Genomic DNA, 18,002 nt, shown 5'->3' on the forward strand with positions numbered 1-18,002 from the left:
GCAGACCGCTACTTAACGCCTAGCCGGCCCCTGCCTGCAAGCCGCCCGCCGGGGTGGGCCTGGCCCGCCATGGCTGATTGCTTCCGCGGTGAAAAATGGGCTGGTGCCGGCTGCGGCCACGGCACGCCACAGGCAGCGTCATTGGCTGCGCTGCGTCGCACACCCCAAGCACCCGGCGACGCGCCTTTATTGGCGGGCGGGCCGCGCTCCTCCGCCACCGTTGCGTTGCGTAGCCGCGCGGCTTTCCGCGAAATCCGGGAAGGTTTCCGCTATCGGCGCCGCATCCGGCAGGATGTAGAAAACCCCGCCGCGCTCGAACGTCGGACGGATGATCCCCTCGTAGAACTCGGGCGCGACGTTGATGCAGCCGTGAGTGATGCGGTTGTCGTCCGGCGTGGGCGTTGCAAGGCGTTCGGCGCGTCTCTCGGCAGGAACGCCCGTGGCCGTGGGGTGCATGGAGACGGCGGAGTCGTAGTCCACCCACAACACGCGCCCGGCGTCGACAGATGGACCGAAACCGCCCACGAAGCGACCCGCGGGCGTCGTGCGATCCCGGCCCGGAATCTCGCGAAGCGCGAGACCGGCGATGCCGGGGGCCGAATGGTCGCCGATCGCCGAGCCAAACAGCCCGGGTGCCGCGCCGCGAAGCCGGCCGTCACCGTCGAACACGAGGATCTGTGCGGCGGCCTTGTCGATGACCGCGAACGGGAAGCCTTCGCTGTCCCTGGCCGCGACAACCCAGCCCGCGAGCTCAATCACCGTGCCGGATACTTCCTGGCCTTGCGGTAGCAGGTCGACGGCCGCGACCGGTTGCTCGGCGGTGTCCTCGGCGCTGGCCACGCCAAAGCTCGCGAACGCCAGCGCAAGCGCCAGCGCACCATTTACGGCCCGGATCGCGGGGTGTCTGCACGTACGAATGGGCGGTTCCTTGGAACAAAAGCTGGATCAAGACAAGGAGACCGGTGACCAGCAAAGGTCACCGGGCCTCGGTTCAGGCCGTTCGTCGCGAACGACTAACCGCGCGGCTTGCGGCGCGGTGCCGCTTCGAGCTGCTGGACGCGGCTTTCCATCTGATCCAGTCGCTGGTTGGCCTGCTGCGCGGACTGATTGGCCGATTCGGCGCTCTGCGCTGCGCCCTGCACCTTTGCGTCGAGTTGATCGAGGCGCGAGTTGATCGTCGCGAACTCCTCGTCATAGGTGGCGCAGCTGGCAAGTCCCAGGGTGGCGATGATCGCCACGCCGAGCGTACGCGCCATCACCAGAGGTTGCTTGGTAAGTGACATTTCCAATCCTCCTTCGTCTGGGGTTTCCGAACATGGGGGGCCGTTTTGCCGGAGTCATGACCCGAATTCAGGTTAAGCAGGCATAGGTACATGGATTGTGAAGGCGTGGCGACCGGTGGAGTTGCAGCTTGAATCCATCGCTTTCCAGTGAAAACCGCAGCATCTGATCGGCGGTCACAACACTAGTCACCCGACCAAAGGTGAACAGTAGAGCGTGCCGAGCGAGCCGTTTGCACCGACTGATCTTGAGACTTCCCAAGTCTTCAGCAGGCAAAGCCATGCCGACCCGCCAATGCGCAATGCATCGAGCCGGTCGACTTGGTCTTTCATCACTCACCGCGCGCAAGTCCCGGCCTTCGATTGGGTCGTGGTGTCGGTCCATGACGCCAACGGCAATCAGCTTGTCCAGTTGTGCGGCACGGCGGTCCAGCACCGCCTGTGAACCCGGGCGCGGCGGTGGGCGTCCATCGCCGCGGTGTCCCATCTGCCTGGGAAGGCGGACCTGGAGCAGGTCGACGAACCCTCCAGGCGCCGCCTGCCTGCCTGCCGGCCATGGGTCGCAACTTCACCGCGCCGGGTGTCCTGCGGTGTGCTATCCACCGGGGCGTAGAAGGCGGGCGAGCGCCACGAACCCGCCGGAACAAAGCGCCCGGTCACGCCGCGGATGTGCTCGTTGATGCCGGAGACAGGCCCGCACGTGCCCGTGGGGCGTATTCAGGTCCATCCATCGGCTGATGGCGGCGCAGTCCCCGGGGCAGGGCAGGCCGCTACGTGACGCCTGGCCGACCGCTGCCTGCCAGGCGGCCCGCCCGGGTGGCGCGGACCGCTATAATTGATTGTTTCCGCTGTAGAAAATGCCCTGATGTCGGTTACCAGTCCAAATGACGCCAGTCCCAAGGCCGCCAATCCCAAGGTCGGTTTCGTCAGCCTCGGCTGCCCCAAGGCGCTCGTCGATTCCGAGCGCATCCTCAGCCAGCTCAAGGTGGAGGGTTACGAGCTGGTGCCGACCTACGACGATGCCGACGTGGTGGTGGTCAACACCTGCGGTTTCATCGATTCGGCCGTGGCCGAGTCGCTGGACGCGATCGGCGAGGCGATGGCCGAGAACGGCAAGGTGATCGTGACCGGCTGCCTGGGCAAGCGCGAGGAAGTGATCCGCCAGGCGCATCCGGGCGTGCTGTCGATCAGCGGCCCGCAGGATTACGCCAGCGTGATGTCGGCCGTGCACAAGGCCCTGCCGCCGCGGCACGATCCCTTCATCGACCTGGTCCCGCGCCGCGCGTCGAACGACACCGACATCGGCGTCAAGCTCACGCCGCGTCACTATGCGTACCTGAAGATCTCCGAGGGCTGCAACCACCGTTGCAGCTTCTGCATCATCCCGTCGATGCGTGGCGACCTGGTGTCGCGTCCGGTGGACCAGGTGCTGCGCGAGGCCGAAAAACTGGCCATGGGCGGCGTCAAGGAACTGCTGGTGATCTCGCAGGACACCTCCGCCTACGGCGTCGACGTGAAGTACGCCGCGCACGAATGGCGCGGCAAGTCCTGGCAGACCCGCATGAAGTCGCTGTGCGAGGGCCTGTCCGAGCTGGGCCTGTGGACGCGCCTGCACTACGTGTACCCGTACCCGCACGTGGACGAAATCATCCCGCTGATGGCCGACGGCAAGCTGCTGCCGTACCTGGACATCCCGTTCCAGCATGCCAGCCCGCGCATCCTGAAGCTGATGAAGCGTCCGGGCGCGGTCGACAAGACGCTCGAGCGGATCCATCGCTGGCGCCAGGCCTGCCCGGACCTCACCCTGCGCTCCACCTTCATCGTCGGTTTCCCCGGCGAGACCGAAGCCGAGTTCGAGGAACTGCTCGACTTCCTGGACGAGGCGCAGCTCGATCGCGTCGGCGCGTTCGCCTACTCGCCGGTGGAAGGCGCGACCGCCAATGCCCTTCCGGACGCGGTGCCGGACGAGGTCAAGCAGGAACGCCTGGCGCGCTTCATGGAACGGCAGGCGGAGATTTCCGCGGCGCGCCTGGAAGCGAAGGTCGGCACCGTCCAGCGCTGCCTGGTCGACACGCTCGACGGCGAGCTGGCGCTGGCGCGCTCGTCCGCGGACGCGCCGGAAATCGACGGCCTGGTGCAGATCCAGAACGGCTTCGAGGCCGGCCTGAAGCCGGGCGATTTCGTCGACGTCGAGATCATGGGCAGCGACGAGCACGACCTGTTCGGCGAGGTGGCGTTCGAGGATTGAGCGGCGCCGCCGCGCAGGCGCGGCGCGGTTGGCGCATGCACGGCCGTGTCCCTCCGCGACGGGGACACCCCGAGGCCGCCCGGGAATGCCGGCGGGTGAAGGCCGGCTAGAATCGCCCCCGACATCCAACGGCAGGGGGCGGCATGCGGCATGCGACTTCGGGTCTTTTCCTCGGCGTGCTTCTCGCAAGCGCGGCGGCGCAGAGCCAGGCAGCTTCGAAGGACGCCGCCCGGTTCGTTCCCGACGGCATGCGCGTGGAAGCCGAGCTGGCCACGGACCTGACCGGCGACGGCCGGCCCGACCTGGCCTTCATCGCCGGCAACGACGAGACGCGCGTGCTGCGGGTGCTCGCTCGTTTCCGGGTCGAGGCCGCGCCGGGCCAGGAGGCCGTGGAAGACCTCGAGCCCATCGATTCGATGACGCTGGAAGTCACGCCGCTCGGGCCCGGGACGCTCTCGGCCCGCAAGGGCGTGCTGATCGTCGAGGACCTCGTCGGCGGCACCACCGCAACCGCCGCCACCTATCGGTTCCGCTTCGATCCCGCGGAAGACCGGATGCGGCTGATCGGCATCGATGCCGAGCGCTACAGCCGCACCAACAGCCACGGCGGCATCGAGCTCAGCTGGAACCTGCTCAATGGCGCCCACCTGGTGCAGAGCAGCCGCCTGGCCGAAGGCGCGGCCGACGACGGCGCCTACCGGTTCTCGACCCCGCAGCGCACGGTGCAGAAGGTCGAGAAGGTCTTCATGGACGCCACGCCCAATCCCGACGAGCTGATCGACAACGAGATCGCCGCGCAGATGGCGGAGTAGGGCGGCCTTCCTTCCGGCGGCTTGTTCGCGGCGTGCCAATCGTGGCGCCGGAGGCCTGGGCTCCGGCGCCGTGCACGGCGGGACGATCGCTTGGTTACTTCATCGCCCGCTACTGATCGCCCCTTACTCCATCGCCCCTTACTTCCCGGCATCGACCAGCGCCGCGGCCGTCGTGGGCCCGCGCGCGTAGGTGTCGGTGTGCGAGCTGATGAAGGAACGGAACTCCAGCGAAGCCTTGTAGCCGGTGGTCAGGTGCTTGCCGGCGAGGATGCCCTGGACCTTTTCGTCCTGCGCCTGCGTGGTGACCGGCGCGATGCTCACGAAGTCCCAGCTGTCGCCGTCCACGTGCGCGTACCACTGCGTCGCGCCGACGCCGGCCTCGGCCGCGGCGGCGTCGCGGGCCGCCTGCCAGCGCAGGAAATCCAGGTGCTTGCCGGGCGCGATGCGGTAGATCGCGACGAGCACCGTGCCGCTGTCCTGGGCACGGGCAGGGGTGGGCGCCAGCGCGGCGAACGCGAGCAGCAGTGGCGCGCCGAAAGTGGCCGCGAGGCGGAAGGTGCGGGACATGGCGGACTCCTTGGGGGATGGGGGCGCAGTGGCCTGCGCGGCGACGATCGCCATGGTCGTGCTGCGAAGGTTGCGCAGCCTGTTCAACGCCGCCGCCCCGATGAACAGGACAGTCCGCCCCATCGCCCGGTCGGGTGATGGGCCTGTTCATCCTGCCCCGTGGCGACGTGGGCGGCGTAAGAATGGGGGAGCCTGGTCCACAGGCAGTTCCAACTCGGAATTCCACCTCGGAGTTCCACCTCGGAGATATCCCATGAAGACAATTGATTCCTGCGCGCGCGCGCCTCTGGCTTGCGCGCTGCTGCTGGCGTGCGCCGGCGTGGCGGCCCAGGATCCGGCCGCGGTCGGTTCGGGCATCTACAAATGCACGATGGAGAACGAACACACGCGCGTGTGCGAGGTGACCTTCGCACCGGGCGCGAAGATGGCGTCCCACTCGCATCCGGCGCACGTGGTCTACGTGATCCAGCCGGGCAAGCTGCGCATCACCGACGACGCCACCGGCAAGGCTGAAGACCACGACTTCAAGGCCGGCGACACGGTGTGGATGGATCCGGTGACACACCACGCCGAGAACGTGGGCAGCAAGACGCTCAAGGGCATCGTCGTCGAGTTCCGCGACATGAAGGGCGCGCCGATGGCCGGACGGCCCTCGATGACGGACGTGCCGCGCACGATGAACGAAGCGCCGCCGATGGACGAGCTTCCGCCGCTGGACAAGCCGGCCATGCCGCCGCCGATGGACAAGGTGCCGCCGGACGTGCCGCCGATGGATCCGTTGCCGGCCATCGATGACGAACCCGGGAAACGGGACGACTAGCCCGGCCGGGCCGAAGTCCGCCAGTCCGATCGATGCCACGGGCGCGTCATCGCGCCCGTGGGGTATTCAGGCATCGCTGGCGGGATAGGCCACGTCCACGATCACGAAGCGCTGCGCCCCGCCCGGCAGGAGCGCTTCGAACTCGTCGTCCAGGCGTTTTTTCAGCATCGCCCGCGCGAGCGGCGAATCGATGCTGATGTGTCCGCGCTGCGCGTCGGTCTCGTCCGGGCCGACGATGCGGTAGCGGTGAACCTCGCCGTCGACCTCGTTCTCGACCTCGACGATGGCGCCGAAGAAGACCGCGTCCCGGTCGGTCGGGGGCTCGACGACGACGCGCAGCACTTCCAGCCGTTTCGACAGGTAGCGCACGCGGCGGTCGATCTCGCCCAGCTGCTTCTTGCGGTAGGTGTACTCGGCGTTCTCCGACCGGTCGCCTTCGGCCGCCGCGGCCGCCAGCGCGCGGACCACTTCCGGCCGGCGCACGCGCCACAGGTCGTCGAGTTCGGCCTTCAGTCGCGCGTGGCCTTCGGCCGTGATCAGCGCGGTGCTCTTCTCGGCGGGGGGTCGCCAGCGGCCCATCGCAGGTCCTCATGCAGGTCGGAACCCCGAACGCCAGGCGCAGGGGGCGGATGCGCCGTCCCGGGCGCACCGTACGTCCGGGAAAAAAAGAAGGGGCGGCCCATTGTGCGGGCCGCCCCCCGGATCGGCAAAAAGCCGGTGCGGCTCAGTAGGCCGCGGCTTCGCGCTTGAACGACTGCGCCGGCTCGACGGCCTTGCCGGTGGCGTCGACGCGATCGATCTGCTCGTTCGAGACGACCGTGTAGAGGCGGTCCTCGTCGGTCTTGCTGTTGGGATCCAGGCGGATGCGCGAGCCGTTCTCCTCGGCCGTCCACGTGCCGTCGCCCTGCGCGCTGCCGGCGAGCTTGTAGGTGCCGTCGGCGTTGAGCGTGATCTTGTCGGCGCCGTTGCCGAAGGTGCCGGCAAAGCCCTTCACGTCGAAGGGTACGTCGGCGGCCGATTTGGCGGGCGCGGACTCGACGGCGACCGGCGCGGGCGCCTCGACGGTGGTCTGCGCGTCGGTGGTGGGCGCCGGTTCGGCGGGCGCCTGCGGCTTGCAGGCGGTGACGGCAACGGCGGCTAGCAGGGCGAGCATCAGCAAAGAGCGGTTCATCGAGGGACTCCCGGGGGAATGGAACAAAAGAGCGCCGGATTCGAGTGGATGGCGGCGCCCGCGTCAACCTGCAGTGCAGCAATTGTCAGCGGCGGCGCCCGAACAGGCCGCCGAGCAGGCCACGGACGATCTGGCGGCCGATCTGGCTGCCCACCGTGCGTGCGGTCTGCTTGGCCATGGTCTCGACCACGCCCTGGCGGCGGCGGGTGCCGAACACGACGTCCTTCACGCCTTGTCCGAAGCCGCCTTCCTCGGCGTCGTCTTCCTCGCGGGTGCGCGCCGGCGGCGCCTTGGCGTCCTGGGCGGCGGCCTCGCCCTTGCGGGCGAGCATCTCGGCGGCCGACTCGCGGTCGACAGGCTGGTCGTACTTCGCGCCGACCGGGCTGCCGGCGCGCACCTGGGCGCGCTCCTGGGCCGTGATCGCGCCCATGCGGCTGCGCGGCGGGGCGATCAGCGTGCGCTCCACCGGCATCGGAATGCCCTTGTCCTGCAGCATGGACACCAGCGCTTCGCCGGTGGCCAGCTGCGAGATGGCCTCGGCCACGTCTAGGTGGGGATTGGCCACGAACGTCTCGGCGGCCGTGCGCACCGCCTTCTGGTCGCGCGGCGTGAAGGCGCGCAGCGCATGCTGCACCCGGTTGCCGAGCTGCCCCAGGATGTCGTCGGGCACGTCGTCGGGGAACTGCGAGCAGAAGTACACGCCCACGCCCTTGGACCGGATGATCCGGACGACCTGCTCGACGCGCTGCTGCAGCGCCGGCGGGGCGTCGTCGAACAGCAGGTGGGCCTCGTCGAAGACGAACACGAGCTTCGGCCGGTCCAGGTCACCCACTTCCGGCATCTGCTCGAACAGCTCCGACAACAGCCACAGCAGGAACGAGGCGTACAGGCGCGGCTTGAGGATCAGCTGCTCCGCGGCCAGGATGTTGATCACGCCGCGGCCGTCGGGGGTCGTGCGCATCAGGTCGGCGAGCTCGAGCGCGGGCTCGCCGAAGAACATCTCGCCGCCGTCCTGCTCCAGGCGCAGCAGCGCGCGCTGGATCGCGCCGATGGACGGTGCGCTGACCAGGCCATAGGACGTGGAGATGTCCTTGCGCTCATCGGCGACCACGCCGAGCAGGGCGCGCAGGTCGGCCAGGTCGAGCAGCAGCAGGCCGCGGTCGTCGGCGAGCTTGAACACGATGTCCAGCACGCCGCTCTGGGTGTCGTTGAGCTCGAGGATGCGCGACAGCAGCGTCGGGCCGATCTCGCTGACGGTGGTGCGCACCGGGTGGCCGTTCTTGCCGAACAGGTCCCAGAACACGACCGGGTTGGCGTCGTGGGCGTAGTCGGGCAGGCCGATCTGCGCCAGGCGTTCGTTGAGCCGTTCGCTGCCGGTGCCGGCGATGGCGAGCCCGGCGACATCGCCCTTCACGTCGGCCAGGAACACCGGCACGCCCAGGCGCGAGAAACCTTCGGCCAGGGTCATCAGCGTGACGGTCTTGCCGGTGCCGGTGGCGCCCGCCACGAGCCCGTGCCGGTTGCCCAGCCGCGCCTGCAGCAGGACGTGGCCGTGGCTGTCGGGGAGGGCATCGGGCGTGGTGACGGCTTTGCCGACGATGATCGCGTGTTCCGTCATGGGGCCATCCGCAGGAAAGGTCGGGCGATTCTAGTGCAGCGGCGCAGGGGGTGAACTTTCACCCCGCCCAGCACTCCGATGATCCATCGTGCCGACTTTGTCGCCGGCATTGTCGTGGCGTCGCCATGACGGGGTCTGCGGCGGGGCCGTTGCCGGTTTTCCCGCGCGGGGGCTACCCTGCCGGTGAGGCGCCCGTTCGTTTTCGAGTTCTTTTTCCGGCTCATGCCGCTCTTCCAAGGCCGATCCCAGTAATGCCGATCCCTGTAGCGCCGATTTCACTAGCGTCCATCCCAGTGGCGTCGATCTCAATAGCGCCGAGCCATCGTTTCGTTCGCCGCACCGGTTTTCGCGTCCCGCATCTCGTCCTTCCTGCCCGGCATGCGCCGGCCTCGTCCACTGCCGACCGGAGCGCCCGCCCATGACGCCGATCATCCAACGGGGTTGCCTGCTTCTCGTCGCCGGTTCGCTGCTGCTGACCGGCATCCCGGGCCAGGCGCAGGCGGCTTCGCGCCGCGACCAGGCCGCCATCGATGCGCTCAACCAGCGCATGCAGGCCGCCGAAGCCGACTACCGCGAGGCGGCCGTCCTGATCGGCAACGCCGACCCGGAAGGCCAGAAGCGCAGCGACACCGCGCTGGAGGACATGGAAGACGTCGTGACCGCGTGCATGAAGCAGCGCGGCTGCTCGGTCCCCACCATGCTGGCGGCGTACAAGCGCCTGCTCAAGCTCAACGCCGATGCGGAAGCCGAAGTAGCCGACGAACCCGAAGGAGACGATGACCACGTCGGACCCATCGCGGCGTCGGTCCCCGAGGCCGCCCGCGCCGCGCACCTGCTCCAGGAAGACCATCGCTTCGACAAGATGGTGCAGTTCAACCCGGCGGTGCAGGCGGGCATCCGCCGCTGGCTGACCGACATGCGCGGCGCGCTGATCAGCAGCCACGAGAACTACCAGTACATGCGCTACCAGATGTTGCCGGCCTACGAACGCGCCGACCTGCCCGAGGCGCTGCTGTTCGGCATCATGGCCAAGGAGTCCAACGGCAAGGTCCACGCGACCTCGCGCGCGGGCGCCGCCGGCCCGATGCAGTTCATGTACCAGACCGGGTTGCGCTTCGGACTGGGCGACGACGGCACCGGGTTCGATACGCGCTACGACCCGCGCTCGGCCGCCCAGGCCAGTGCGTCGTATCTCAACGAACGCATGCGCGAGCTCAACCGCAGCATCGAACTGGCCCTGGCCGCCTACAACGGCGGCGAGGGACGCGCGTTGCGCGTCTATCGCGGCAGCGGCGGGCGCAATTTCTGGGATGCCGACGTCTACAACCAGTTCCCGCCGGAGACGCAGGACTACGTGCCGATGGTGATCGCCGCCGCGTGGCTGTACCTGCATCCGCGCGAATACGGGCTGAGCTTCCCGAAGATCGACGCCAAGCCCGCCACGCTGCGCCTGAGCCAGCCCAGTTCGATCTACCAGCTGACCATCTGCCTGGGCAACCGCGGCGAGCGCGAGGGCTACATGCGCGCGCTGCGCAACCTCAACCCGCGCCACCAGGCCGAGACCTGGCTCCCGGCGGGCAGCTCGCTCAATGCCACGGCGAAGATCGTCGGCCTGTACAACCGCTGGTGCGTGTCGGGTCCCCGCGCCGAGCTGGCCAGGACTCTGGCCAGCAGCGATGCGCGCTCGGCGATCGTCCGGCTGGGGCCGCTGACGCCGGTGACCACCGGGCAGGCGGGTGGGGTGGTGCCCGGCGAGGCGGCAGGCGCTACGCCGGCCGCCGCCCTGGCCACGGGCAAGCCGGCGGCGGCCAAGCCGCGCGAGTACCGGGTGCAGAAGGGCGAGACCCTGCATTCGATCGCGCGCCGCTTCGGCTGTTCCACGAACGGGTTGGCCCGGGCCAACCAGCTGCGTGGCCCCCGCTACACGCTGCGCACCGGCCAGCGCCTGGAGTTGGTGGGCTGCGACAAATGAAGGATGCAGCCTGGCCGGACGCGTGCGGCTCAAGTTGTGGTGCCGGCGGCCGTTGAACCCTGAATCGCGCCCGGTCTGATCATCGGGCCCGCGAAAATTGGGTGCGGCCGTCCGGCCGGCCCGCGGTCACCGGCGGGGGAGCTGTGGCGGAAAGGGAAGGCGTACCGGGTGGGGCACCATCGCTGGTCTGGGAATCGTTGCCGGGTCCACTCCCCGCGGCGAGCCCGGCGCCGGCGGCCTCGCTGACGGCGCGCGCCTGGTCCACGCGCTGGTGGAGTGCGCTGGCCTTCGCCCTGGGCGTGATGGTGTCGCTGTGGTGGGCGGCGGCCGATGCCGACCAGCTGCAGGCCCGGCGCCAGGCCGAGCTGAAATCGCATGCCGACGCGAGCCTGCTGGCGATGCGGGCGCAGTTGCAGGATTGCGAGACGCTGATCCGTTCATTCCAGGCGGTGTTCGCGACCCTGCCCGTCGTCGATCACGGCAGCTTCGAGCGTGTCTACGAGCGCCTGCAGCCTCGCGTGCGGTTCCCCAGCCTGCAGGCCATCGCCTACGCGCCCCGCTCGGAGGCGGGCGGCCAGGCGCGGTATGTCACCGCGCTGGTGGCGCCGATGGCCGGCAACGAACGTGTCGTCGGTCTGGACGTGGGCTCGCAGCCGGCGAACCTGCGCGCGGTGGAGCGCTCGCGCGATTTCGACCGGGTCGTGCTGTCCTCGCCGTTCCGCCTGCTGCAGTTCCGCGATGCGGACGCCCGGGTCGACGGCATCACGATGCGCGTGCCGGTGTACTCGCGCGGGACGATTCCGCGCACGATGGCGGAGCGCCGGACACGACTGGCGGGGTCCCTGGCTGTTTCCTTCCGGGTGAGTGACCTGATCGACGCCGCCCTGCAGGGTGGCGCGCGCGATTCCCTGCATACGCGGATCACCGATATCTCCGGGAGCGCGCCTGTTGGCGGCGCGCCCACTAAAACCGCGCCCATTGGAACCGCGCCCATTGGAACCGCGCCCATTGAAACCGCGTCCGGCCGTGAAGGCATCTTCCTGTTCGACTCGCACCCGGGGCGCAAGGTCGCCCGGACGGAAATCGTCCGGCGTGAACTGCGCTTCGGCGACCGCGTGTGGCGGATGGAGATGTCGCCCGCCGGCCCCCTGGCGGCGGCCCAGCCGGTGTCGAAGTCGCCCTTCTGGGCCGGGCTGCTGGCCTCGGTGCTGCTGGCCGGGCTGGTCCATTCGAGCATCACCATGCGCCGGCGCGCCCGCCGCCTGGCCGAGCAGATGAGCCAGCGCTTCCGCGACAGCGAGGAGCGCTTCCGTGCGCTCAACGAACTGCTGCCGGCGCTGGTCCTGCTGGCGCGCGTGCAGGACCACCGCATCGTCTACGCGAACCAGGCCGCGCGCACGCGCCTGGGTGAAGCGGTCGGCATGCAGGTGCTGCCGCATCTGTTCGACGACCCGGCGCTGCGCGGGCGGATCGAGGCCGGCCACGACTGCTGCGGCACCATCGAGGCGCGGCTGCATACCAGCCGCGGCAGCCGGTTCTGGGCAAGCGTGTCCATCTCGCGCGTGATCGTCGACGACCATGCGCACCTGTTGATGGTGGCCGCCGACATCTCCGAGCAGCGTGAACTGACCGAGCTGTTGACCTACCAGGCCAGCCACGACGCGCTGACCGAGCTGTACAACCGGCGCGAGTTCGAGCGCCGCGTGGAGCAGGCCCGCGCGGCGCTGGCCCAGGGCGGCGCGCCGGGCGCGCTGCTGTACATCGACCTGGACCAGTTCAAGCTGATCAACGACACCTCCGGCCACCTCGCCGGCGACCACCTGCTGACCGAACTGGCCGGGATCATGCGCGAGCAGCTGCGCGGCGACGACGTGCTCGCCCGCCTGGGCGGCGACGAGTTCGGCATCCTCGCCACCCATGTCAAGGATCGCCACGGGGCGCAGCTGGTGGCCGACCGCCTGCGCGAGCGCATCGATGGCTACGACTTCGTCTGGGAAAACCGCAACTACGCCATCAGCGCCAGCATCGGCGTGGTGATGCTGGATGATCCTTCCGTCACGCTGAAGGACCTGTTCGCCCACGCCGACACCGCCTGCTACCAGGCCAAGGAGAACGGCCGCAACCGCGTGCAGTTCTTCTCCGCCCACGACGACGACACCACGCGCCGGCACTCGGAAATGGAGTGGGCCACGCGCCTGCGCGCGGCCGTCGCCGAGCAGCGCCTGCTGCTGCACTACCAGGAGGTCTGGCCGCTGGCGGGCGAGGCCGACGGGGCCCGCGTGGAACTGCTGGTGCGCCTGCGCGAGCAGGACGGCACGCTGGTCCCGCCGGGGGCGTTCATTCCCGCCGCCGAGCGCTACGGCCTGATGCCGATGATCGACCGCTGGGTGATCGAGACCGCGCTGTCGCATTTCGACGAACTCCACCCCTCCGGCGCCGCCCTGCAGCTGGCGACGATCAACCTGTCGGGGCACAGCCTCGAGGAAGACGCGCTCGCCGACCACATCATCGAGCGCATGCGGCGCCACCGCGTCGATCCGTCGCGCGTGTGCTTCGAGGTGACCGAGACCGTGGCCGTGCGCAACGTGGCGCGCGTGTCCCGCTTCATCCAGCGACTGCGGGCGGCCGGGTGCCGGATCGCGCTGGATGACTTCGGCGCCGGCATGTCCTCGTTCGGCTACCTCAAGAGCCTGCCGGTGGACATGATCAAGATCGACGGCGGCTTCGTCCGCGACCTGACCACCGATCCGATGAGCCAGGCCATCGTGCGCGCGGTGACCGACATCGGGCACCAGCGCGGCCTGACGGTCGTCGCCGAATGGGTGGCGACGCCGGAGATCGCCGCGATGCTGCGCAGGTTCGGCGTCGATTTCGCGCAGGGCTACGCATTGCACGTGCCGGAGGCCGTGGCGTTCCAGCGTGTGGCGGTGCAGGACGGCGCGGCGCAGGGCCGCGCGGGTGTTCACGGTGTCGCGGCCGATCCCCTGGTCGCGTTGCGTGCGCGACGCCGGGCATCGCGCGGGGCGCGGCAGGGTTGAACCGGCACGCGCGGGGCCGGTGCTCCCCGCGGGCTCAGGGGGCCGGCGCCATCCGCACGTCCTTCGCCAGCAGCCAGCCGTTCAACCCGTAGCTGGAGCTCACCTCGAATCCGCGCAGTTCCTGCGCCGCGGCGAAGGACACCGCCTCCAGCAGCGACCCCGCCCAGGGGCCGGGCCAGCCGTTGCTGCGGCTCCCGCGCTCCAGCAAGGGCCAGTGCTCCCGGAGCAGGTCCGCGGCCGGGACGGCCTGGATGTCCAGCAGGATGGCCGGCAGCAGCGGCTCGGGAAAACTGTGCGCCGCCACGCCGGTGAACACGAGCGCGAACGGCTCGCGTGCACAGCCGTGGTGGGGCAGCAGGGAGAACATCAGGGCCTGGTGCTCGGAATCCACCGAGTAGGCCACCAGCAGGCTGTCGTGGATCTCCTGGAACATCCGGCCCCCGCGTCAGTTCAGTCGGGCCAGCGCCTGGCCCAGCTGCACGGGCGCCTGGGCGCGCAGTTCCGGCACCAGGTCGGCCACGCCCGCCGGCAGCAGGACGATTGCCGTGGAGCCGTAGTTGAAGCGCGCCATCTCCGCGAAGCGCTCCAGGGCGATGCCCTGGCCGCGGTAGTCCTTGACGACGATGGGACCGCCGTAGGGCGGGATCTCCACGCCACCCCACACGGTCTCCACTCCGGAGACGAGCAGGGCGCCGACCATCACCACGGCCATCGGGCCGAAATCGCAGTCGAAGTGGCAGACCAGGCGTTCGTTGCGCGCGAACAGCGCCGACACCGAGCCAACCGCATCGGTGCCCACGCTGAACAATCGGCCCGGCACGTGCACGGTTTCGCGCAGCGTGCCCGACCAGGGCATGTGCACACGGTGGTAGTCGCGGGGCGAGAGGTAGACGGTGGCGTAAACGCCGCCGTCGAACGCGCGCGCGGCCGCATCGTCGGCCAGCAGCTGCGCGGTGGTGAAGCCGTGGCCCTTGGCCTGGAAGATGTGGCCGGCTTCCTCGTGCAGCACGCCTTCGCGCGAACGGCCGATGTGGCCGCATTCGCTGATCCGGCCATCGGCCGGCATCAGCACGCTGCGCGGATCGGCGTCGGCCACGCGCGCGCCGGGCTTGAGCGCGCGGGTGAAGAACGCATTGAACGTGGGATACGCAGTGGGGTCGGGTTGCGCGGCCTCGGCCAGGTTGACGTTGAACTTGCGCGTGACCGTGTCGATCAGCCACTGCTTGATCGCCGGCCGCGTCGAGTAGGCCAGCCGGCGCGCGATGGAGGAGACCAGCCGGTGCGGCAGGACGTAGGTCAGTGCAGTGATCGGACTCACGGCTGGGCCTCGGTAAGGGTCTGGAAGTCCGCCGCAATATCGGCCGGTTCGAAGGGAGGCGAGATGAAGCCGGCCAGGCGCCCGCGCGGATCGAGCACGGCCATCGAGGCGCTGTGCTCCATCGTGTACTGGTCGGCCGGCGTGCCTTCCGGCGCCGGGACCTTGGCGAAGACCAGGCTGAGCGAGCGCACGAAAGCTTCCAGCGCAGGAACGTCCGCGGTCGCGGCGAGCGTGTCGCGATGGAAGGCCTGGGTGTATTCGCCGATGCGGTCGGGGGTGTCGCGTTCGGGGTCGATGGACACGAACAGCACGCGAGGGCGGGTGGCTTCCGGCAGCGGGGCCCACTGCTTCTGGGCCACGCGCAGCTGGGTCAGCGTGGTCGGGCAGACATCCGGGCAGTTGGTGAAGCCGAGGAACACGATGGTCCAGTGGCCCTTGAGTTCGCCCGACACCAGCGGCGTGCCGTCGGATTGCCGCAGGGTGAAGGCCGGCAGTTCGCGCGGCGGATCGAACAGGCGCGCGGCCTTCAGGGGCGGATGCCCCGGCGTGGCCGGCCGTGCGAAGAAACCCTGGGCGGCCCACAGACCCAGCGCAGCGGCCAGCGCGGCGACCAGGACGTAGACGGTGGTGCGGTTCATTCTCTACTCGACCTCTCCGGAAAGCGGCGACATGATACCCGCCGGAAGACACGCGCCGGCTGCCGGGCTGCGTCCGCGCCCGTATAATTGGCGCCCCCATGATTCCGCCGGAACCTGCCGTGTCCTTGCCTACGCCCGTCTTCGAGCAGGTCTCGATCATCGACCTGATCCGCTATGGCGGCAGCCGCTTCAACGAGGCCGGCCTGACCTTCGGCCACAGCTACGACAACGCGCTCGACGAGGCGACCCAGCTGGTGCTGCACGCGCTGCACCTGCCGCATGACCTCAGCCCCGTGTACGGGGCTTCGCGCGTCACCGGCGCCGAGCAGGCGAAGGTGCTGGAGCTGTTCCAGCGGCGCATCGACGAGCGGATCCCCGCCGCGTACCTCACCGGCGAGGCCTGGTTCGCGGGCCTGAGTTTCAAGAGCGATGCACGCGCCCTGGTGCCGCGCTCGCCGATCGCCGAACTGATCACCTCCGGCTTCGAGCCCTGGCTGGGCGGGCGCGAGGTCGAGCGTGCGCTGGACCTGTGCACCGGTTCGGGCTGCATCGCGATCGCCACCGCGCATTACCACCCGAACTGGCAGGTGGACGGCGCCGACATCAACGACGACGCCCTGGCGCTCGCGGCCGAGAACAAGGAACGCCTGCAGGCGACCAATGTCACGCTGCGCAAGTCCGACCTGTTCCAGGGCCTGCAGGGCGAGGTGTACGACCTGATCGTGACCAATCCGCCCTACGTCACCCACGCCGAGACCGACGCGCTGCCGCGCGAGTATTCGCACGAGCCCGAGCTGGGCCTGCGCGCGGGCGACGACGGCCTGGACCTGGCCCTGAAGATCCTGCGCGATGCCCCGGCCCACCTGAGCGCGCAGGGCCTGCTGATCTGCGAAGTGGGCGAGGCCGAGCAGGCGCTGGTGGCGCTGCTGCCCGAACTGCCGATGGCCTGGGTGGAGTTCAAGGTGGGGCAGATGGGGATCTTCGTCGTCGAGCGCAGCGACCTGGTCGAGCATCACGAGAAGATCAAGGCGCTCGCCGACGCCCGCTGAGCCCGGGCGCGGCACGCCGCCGGCGCCCGCGACGCTGGATTTCATGCCGTCTCGTCATGAGTCCCGCGTCCCGGCGCTCCATCCGGGGGCGGGTTTTCCCGTATATTCCAGCGCCTTGCATCGTTAGCCGATTGCCCCCGTGCAGCCGGCGCCTTCCCAGGACCCCGCGTGGCCAGCAACACCTTCGGCAGGCTGTTCGCAGTGACGACCTTCGGCGAAAGCCATGGGCCGGCGATCGGCTGTGTCGTTGACGGGTGTCCGCCGGGCCTGGCCCTGTCGGCCGCGGATTTCGCCGCGGACCTGTCGCGGCGTGCCACCGGCAAGACCCGCCACACCTCCGCCCGGCACGAGGCCGACGAGGTCGAGATCCTCAGCGGCGTCTTCGAAGGCCTGACCACGGGCACCCCGATCGCGCTGCTGATCCGCAACACCGACGCGCGCAGCAAGGACTACGCGGCCATCGCCGCCCAGTTCCGGCCGGGCCACGCCGACTACACCTACTGGCAGAAGTACGGCACCCGCGATCCCCGTGGCGGCGGCCGCTCGAGTGCGCGCGAAACCACCATGCGCGTGGCCGCCGCGGTCATCGCCAGGAAGTGGCTGCGCGAGCGGCATGGCGTCGAAGTGCGGGGCTACATGTCGCAGATCGGCGACGTGGTCCCGCGCGACTGGAACCCGGACGCGATCGACTGGGCCACGGTGGAAGCCAACCCGTTCTTCTGGCCCGACGCCGGCCAGGTGCCCGAGCTGGAGCGCTTCATGGACGCGCTGCGCAAGTCCGGTGACTCGGTCGGCGCGCGCGTCGACGTGGTCGCCACGGGCGTGCCGCCGGGCTGGGGCGAGCCGATCTACGGCAAGCTCGACGGCGAGCTGGCGGCCGCGCTGATGTCGATCAATGCCGTCAAGGGCGTGGAGATCGGCGACGGATTCGCCGCCGTCGCCCAGAAGGGCAGCGTCCACCGCGACCAGATGACGCCGGCGGGCTTCCTGTCCAACCACGCCGGCGGCGTGCTGGGCGGCATCAGTACCGGCCAGGCGCTGCGCTGCTCGACCGCCTTCAAGCCGACCTCGAGCCTGCGCCTGCCGGTCGACGGGCTGGATACGCGGGGCCAGGTGGTCGAGATCGTCACCACCGGGCGCCATGACCCGTGCGTGGGCATCCGCGCCACGCCGATCTGCGAGGCCATGGTGGCGCTGGTGCTGATCGACCAGGCGCTGCGTCACCGCGCGCAGTGCGGCGACGTGGGCCCGGTGGAGCCGCGCATTCCGGCCGAGCCGGGAGTTTCCAGGCCGCGCCGCAAGGAGCCGGGCGCGTCACGTACGGACGCCACCGCCCGCAAGGGCCGGTCCGACGCCACAAGGAAGGTGAAACCCGCGGCTCCCGCCGCCTCCGCGCGCCCCGCGAAACCGCGCGGCAAACGATAGCGGCCGGCCGCGAAGTCCCCCGGATTGCCGCAGGGGGACGCTGTTG

The 18,002-nt window shown here is 69.7% G+C and carries 15 protein-coding genes and 1 pseudogene; 7 read left to right on the forward strand and 9 right to left on the reverse strand.

Annotated features, from left to right (window positions below):
* Positions 1 to 186: 186 nt before the first annotated feature.
* Together I8J32_RS11300 and I8J32_RS11305 are read right to left on the reverse strand one after the other, a co-directional pair.
* Complete coding sequence (locus I8J32_RS11300; RefSeq protein WP_407061026.1) at positions 187 to 873, reverse strand: hypothetical protein; 687 nt, start codon at positions 871 to 873, stop codon at positions 187 to 189.
* A gap of 140 nt (positions 874 to 1,013) precedes the next feature.
* A complete protein-coding gene (locus I8J32_RS11305; RefSeq protein ID WP_200612139.1) occupies positions 1,014 to 1,283 on the reverse strand; it encodes a hypothetical protein in 270 nt (89 codons plus the stop codon).
* An 862-nt stretch (positions 1,284 to 2,145) separates the two neighbouring features.
* Here I8J32_RS11305 and rimO point away from each other — a divergent pair.
* The gene (rimO, locus tag I8J32_RS11310; protein ID WP_200612142.1) at positions 2,146 to 3,528 is read left to right on the forward strand and encodes a 30S ribosomal protein S12 methylthiotransferase RimO; all 1,383 of its coding nucleotides are present in this window, start codon (positions 2,146 to 2,148) and stop codon (positions 3,526 to 3,528) included.
* 176 nt (positions 3,529 to 3,704) lie between these two features.
* Entirely contained in the window at positions 3,705 to 4,340 is a 636-nt protein-coding gene (locus I8J32_RS11315; protein ID WP_200612145.1) for a hypothetical protein, read from the forward strand.
* 138 nt (positions 4,341 to 4,478) lie between these two features.
* Here I8J32_RS11315 and I8J32_RS11320 read toward each other — a convergent pair whose 3' ends face one another.
* Positions 4,479 to 4,907: a hypothetical protein gene (locus I8J32_RS11320; protein ID WP_200612148.1), complete on the reverse strand. Its 429-nt coding sequence runs from the start codon at positions 4,905 to 4,907 to the stop codon at positions 4,479 to 4,481.
* Between the two features lie 253 nt (positions 4,908 to 5,160).
* Between I8J32_RS11320 and I8J32_RS11325 the strand changes: the two genes are divergently transcribed.
* Positions 5,161 to 5,727, forward strand: coding sequence for a cupin domain-containing protein (locus I8J32_RS11325; RefSeq protein WP_200612151.1), 567 nt, complete (start codon positions 5,161 to 5,163; stop codon positions 5,725 to 5,727).
* A 66-nt stretch (positions 5,728 to 5,793) separates the two neighbouring features.
* Here the strand turns inward: I8J32_RS11325 and greB are convergent, their stop codons facing one another.
* The 3 genes from greB to I8J32_RS11340 form a co-directional block, all read right to left on the reverse strand.
* Positions 5,794 to 6,306 (reverse strand): transcription elongation factor GreB, encoded by a 513-nt coding sequence (gene greB / locus I8J32_RS11330; RefSeq protein WP_200612154.1) that lies wholly within the window; start codon positions 6,304 to 6,306, stop codon positions 5,794 to 5,796.
* Positions 6,307 to 6,451: 145 nt separating this feature from the next.
* Entirely contained in the window at positions 6,452 to 6,898 is a 447-nt protein-coding gene (locus tag I8J32_RS11335) for a hypothetical protein (protein WP_200612157.1), read from the reverse strand.
* Positions 6,899 to 6,983: 85 nt separating this feature from the next.
* On the reverse strand, positions 6,984 to 8,516 hold the full coding sequence (locus tag I8J32_RS11340; protein WP_200612160.1) for a helicase HerA-like domain-containing protein: 1,533 nt from the start codon (positions 8,514 to 8,516) through the stop codon (positions 6,984 to 6,986).
* Positions 8,517 to 8,934: 418 nt separating this feature from the next.
* Between I8J32_RS11340 and I8J32_RS11345 the strand changes: the two genes are divergently transcribed.
* Together I8J32_RS11345 and I8J32_RS11350 are read left to right on the forward strand one after the other, a co-directional pair.
* Entirely contained in the window at positions 8,935 to 10,488 is a 1,554-nt protein-coding gene (locus tag I8J32_RS11345) for a transglycosylase SLT domain-containing protein (protein WP_200612163.1), read from the forward strand.
* A gap of 197 nt (positions 10,489 to 10,685) precedes the next feature.
* On the forward strand, positions 10,686 to 13,526 hold the full coding sequence (locus I8J32_RS11350) for a bifunctional diguanylate cyclase/phosphodiesterase (protein WP_245156317.1): 2,841 nt from the start codon (positions 10,686 to 10,688) through the stop codon (positions 13,524 to 13,526).
* Positions 13,527 to 13,560: 34 nt separating this feature from the next.
* On the opposite strand, the gene I8J32_RS11355 is transcribed toward I8J32_RS11350, so the two are convergent.
* Genes I8J32_RS11355 through I8J32_RS11365 form a run of 3 tightly spaced genes read right to left on the reverse strand, consistent with a single transcriptional unit; the run spans position 13,561 to position 15,482 of the window.
* Positions 13,561 to 13,959 carry a hypothetical protein gene (locus I8J32_RS11355; RefSeq protein ID WP_200612166.1) on the reverse strand — a complete coding sequence of 133 codons (399 nt, stop codon included), beginning with the start codon at positions 13,957 to 13,959 and terminating at the stop codon, positions 13,561 to 13,563.
* Between the two features lie 12 nt (positions 13,960 to 13,971).
* Complete coding sequence (gene asd, locus I8J32_RS11360) at positions 13,972 to 14,844, reverse strand: archaetidylserine decarboxylase (protein WP_200612168.1); 873 nt, start codon at positions 14,842 to 14,844, stop codon at positions 13,972 to 13,974.
* Positions 14,841 to 15,482: an SCO family protein gene (locus tag I8J32_RS11365; RefSeq protein WP_200612170.1), complete on the reverse strand. Its 642-nt coding sequence runs from the start codon at positions 15,480 to 15,482 to the stop codon at positions 14,841 to 14,843. The genes asd and I8J32_RS11365 overlap by 4 nt, the downstream gene beginning before the upstream one ends.
* 125 nt (positions 15,483 to 15,607) lie before the next feature.
* On the opposite strand from I8J32_RS11365, the gene prmB reads away from it, so the two are divergent.
* Both prmB and aroC read left to right on the forward strand, forming a co-directional pair.
* Complete coding sequence (gene prmB, locus I8J32_RS11370) at positions 15,608 to 16,531, forward strand: 50S ribosomal protein L3 N(5)-glutamine methyltransferase (protein WP_245156513.1); 924 nt, start codon at positions 15,608 to 15,610, stop codon at positions 16,529 to 16,531.
* A 168-nt stretch (positions 16,532 to 16,699) separates the two neighbouring features.
* Positions 16,700 to 17,815: pseudogene (gene aroC, locus I8J32_RS11375) on the forward strand (chorismate synthase); the annotation flags it as partial.
* Positions 17,816 to 18,002 lie beyond the last annotated feature (187 nt).

It is taken from the genome of Lysobacter solisilvae (genome assembly GCF_016613535.2).
Classification (GTDB): Bacteria; Pseudomonadota; Gammaproteobacteria; order Xanthomonadales; family Xanthomonadaceae; genus Agrilutibacter; species Agrilutibacter solisilvae.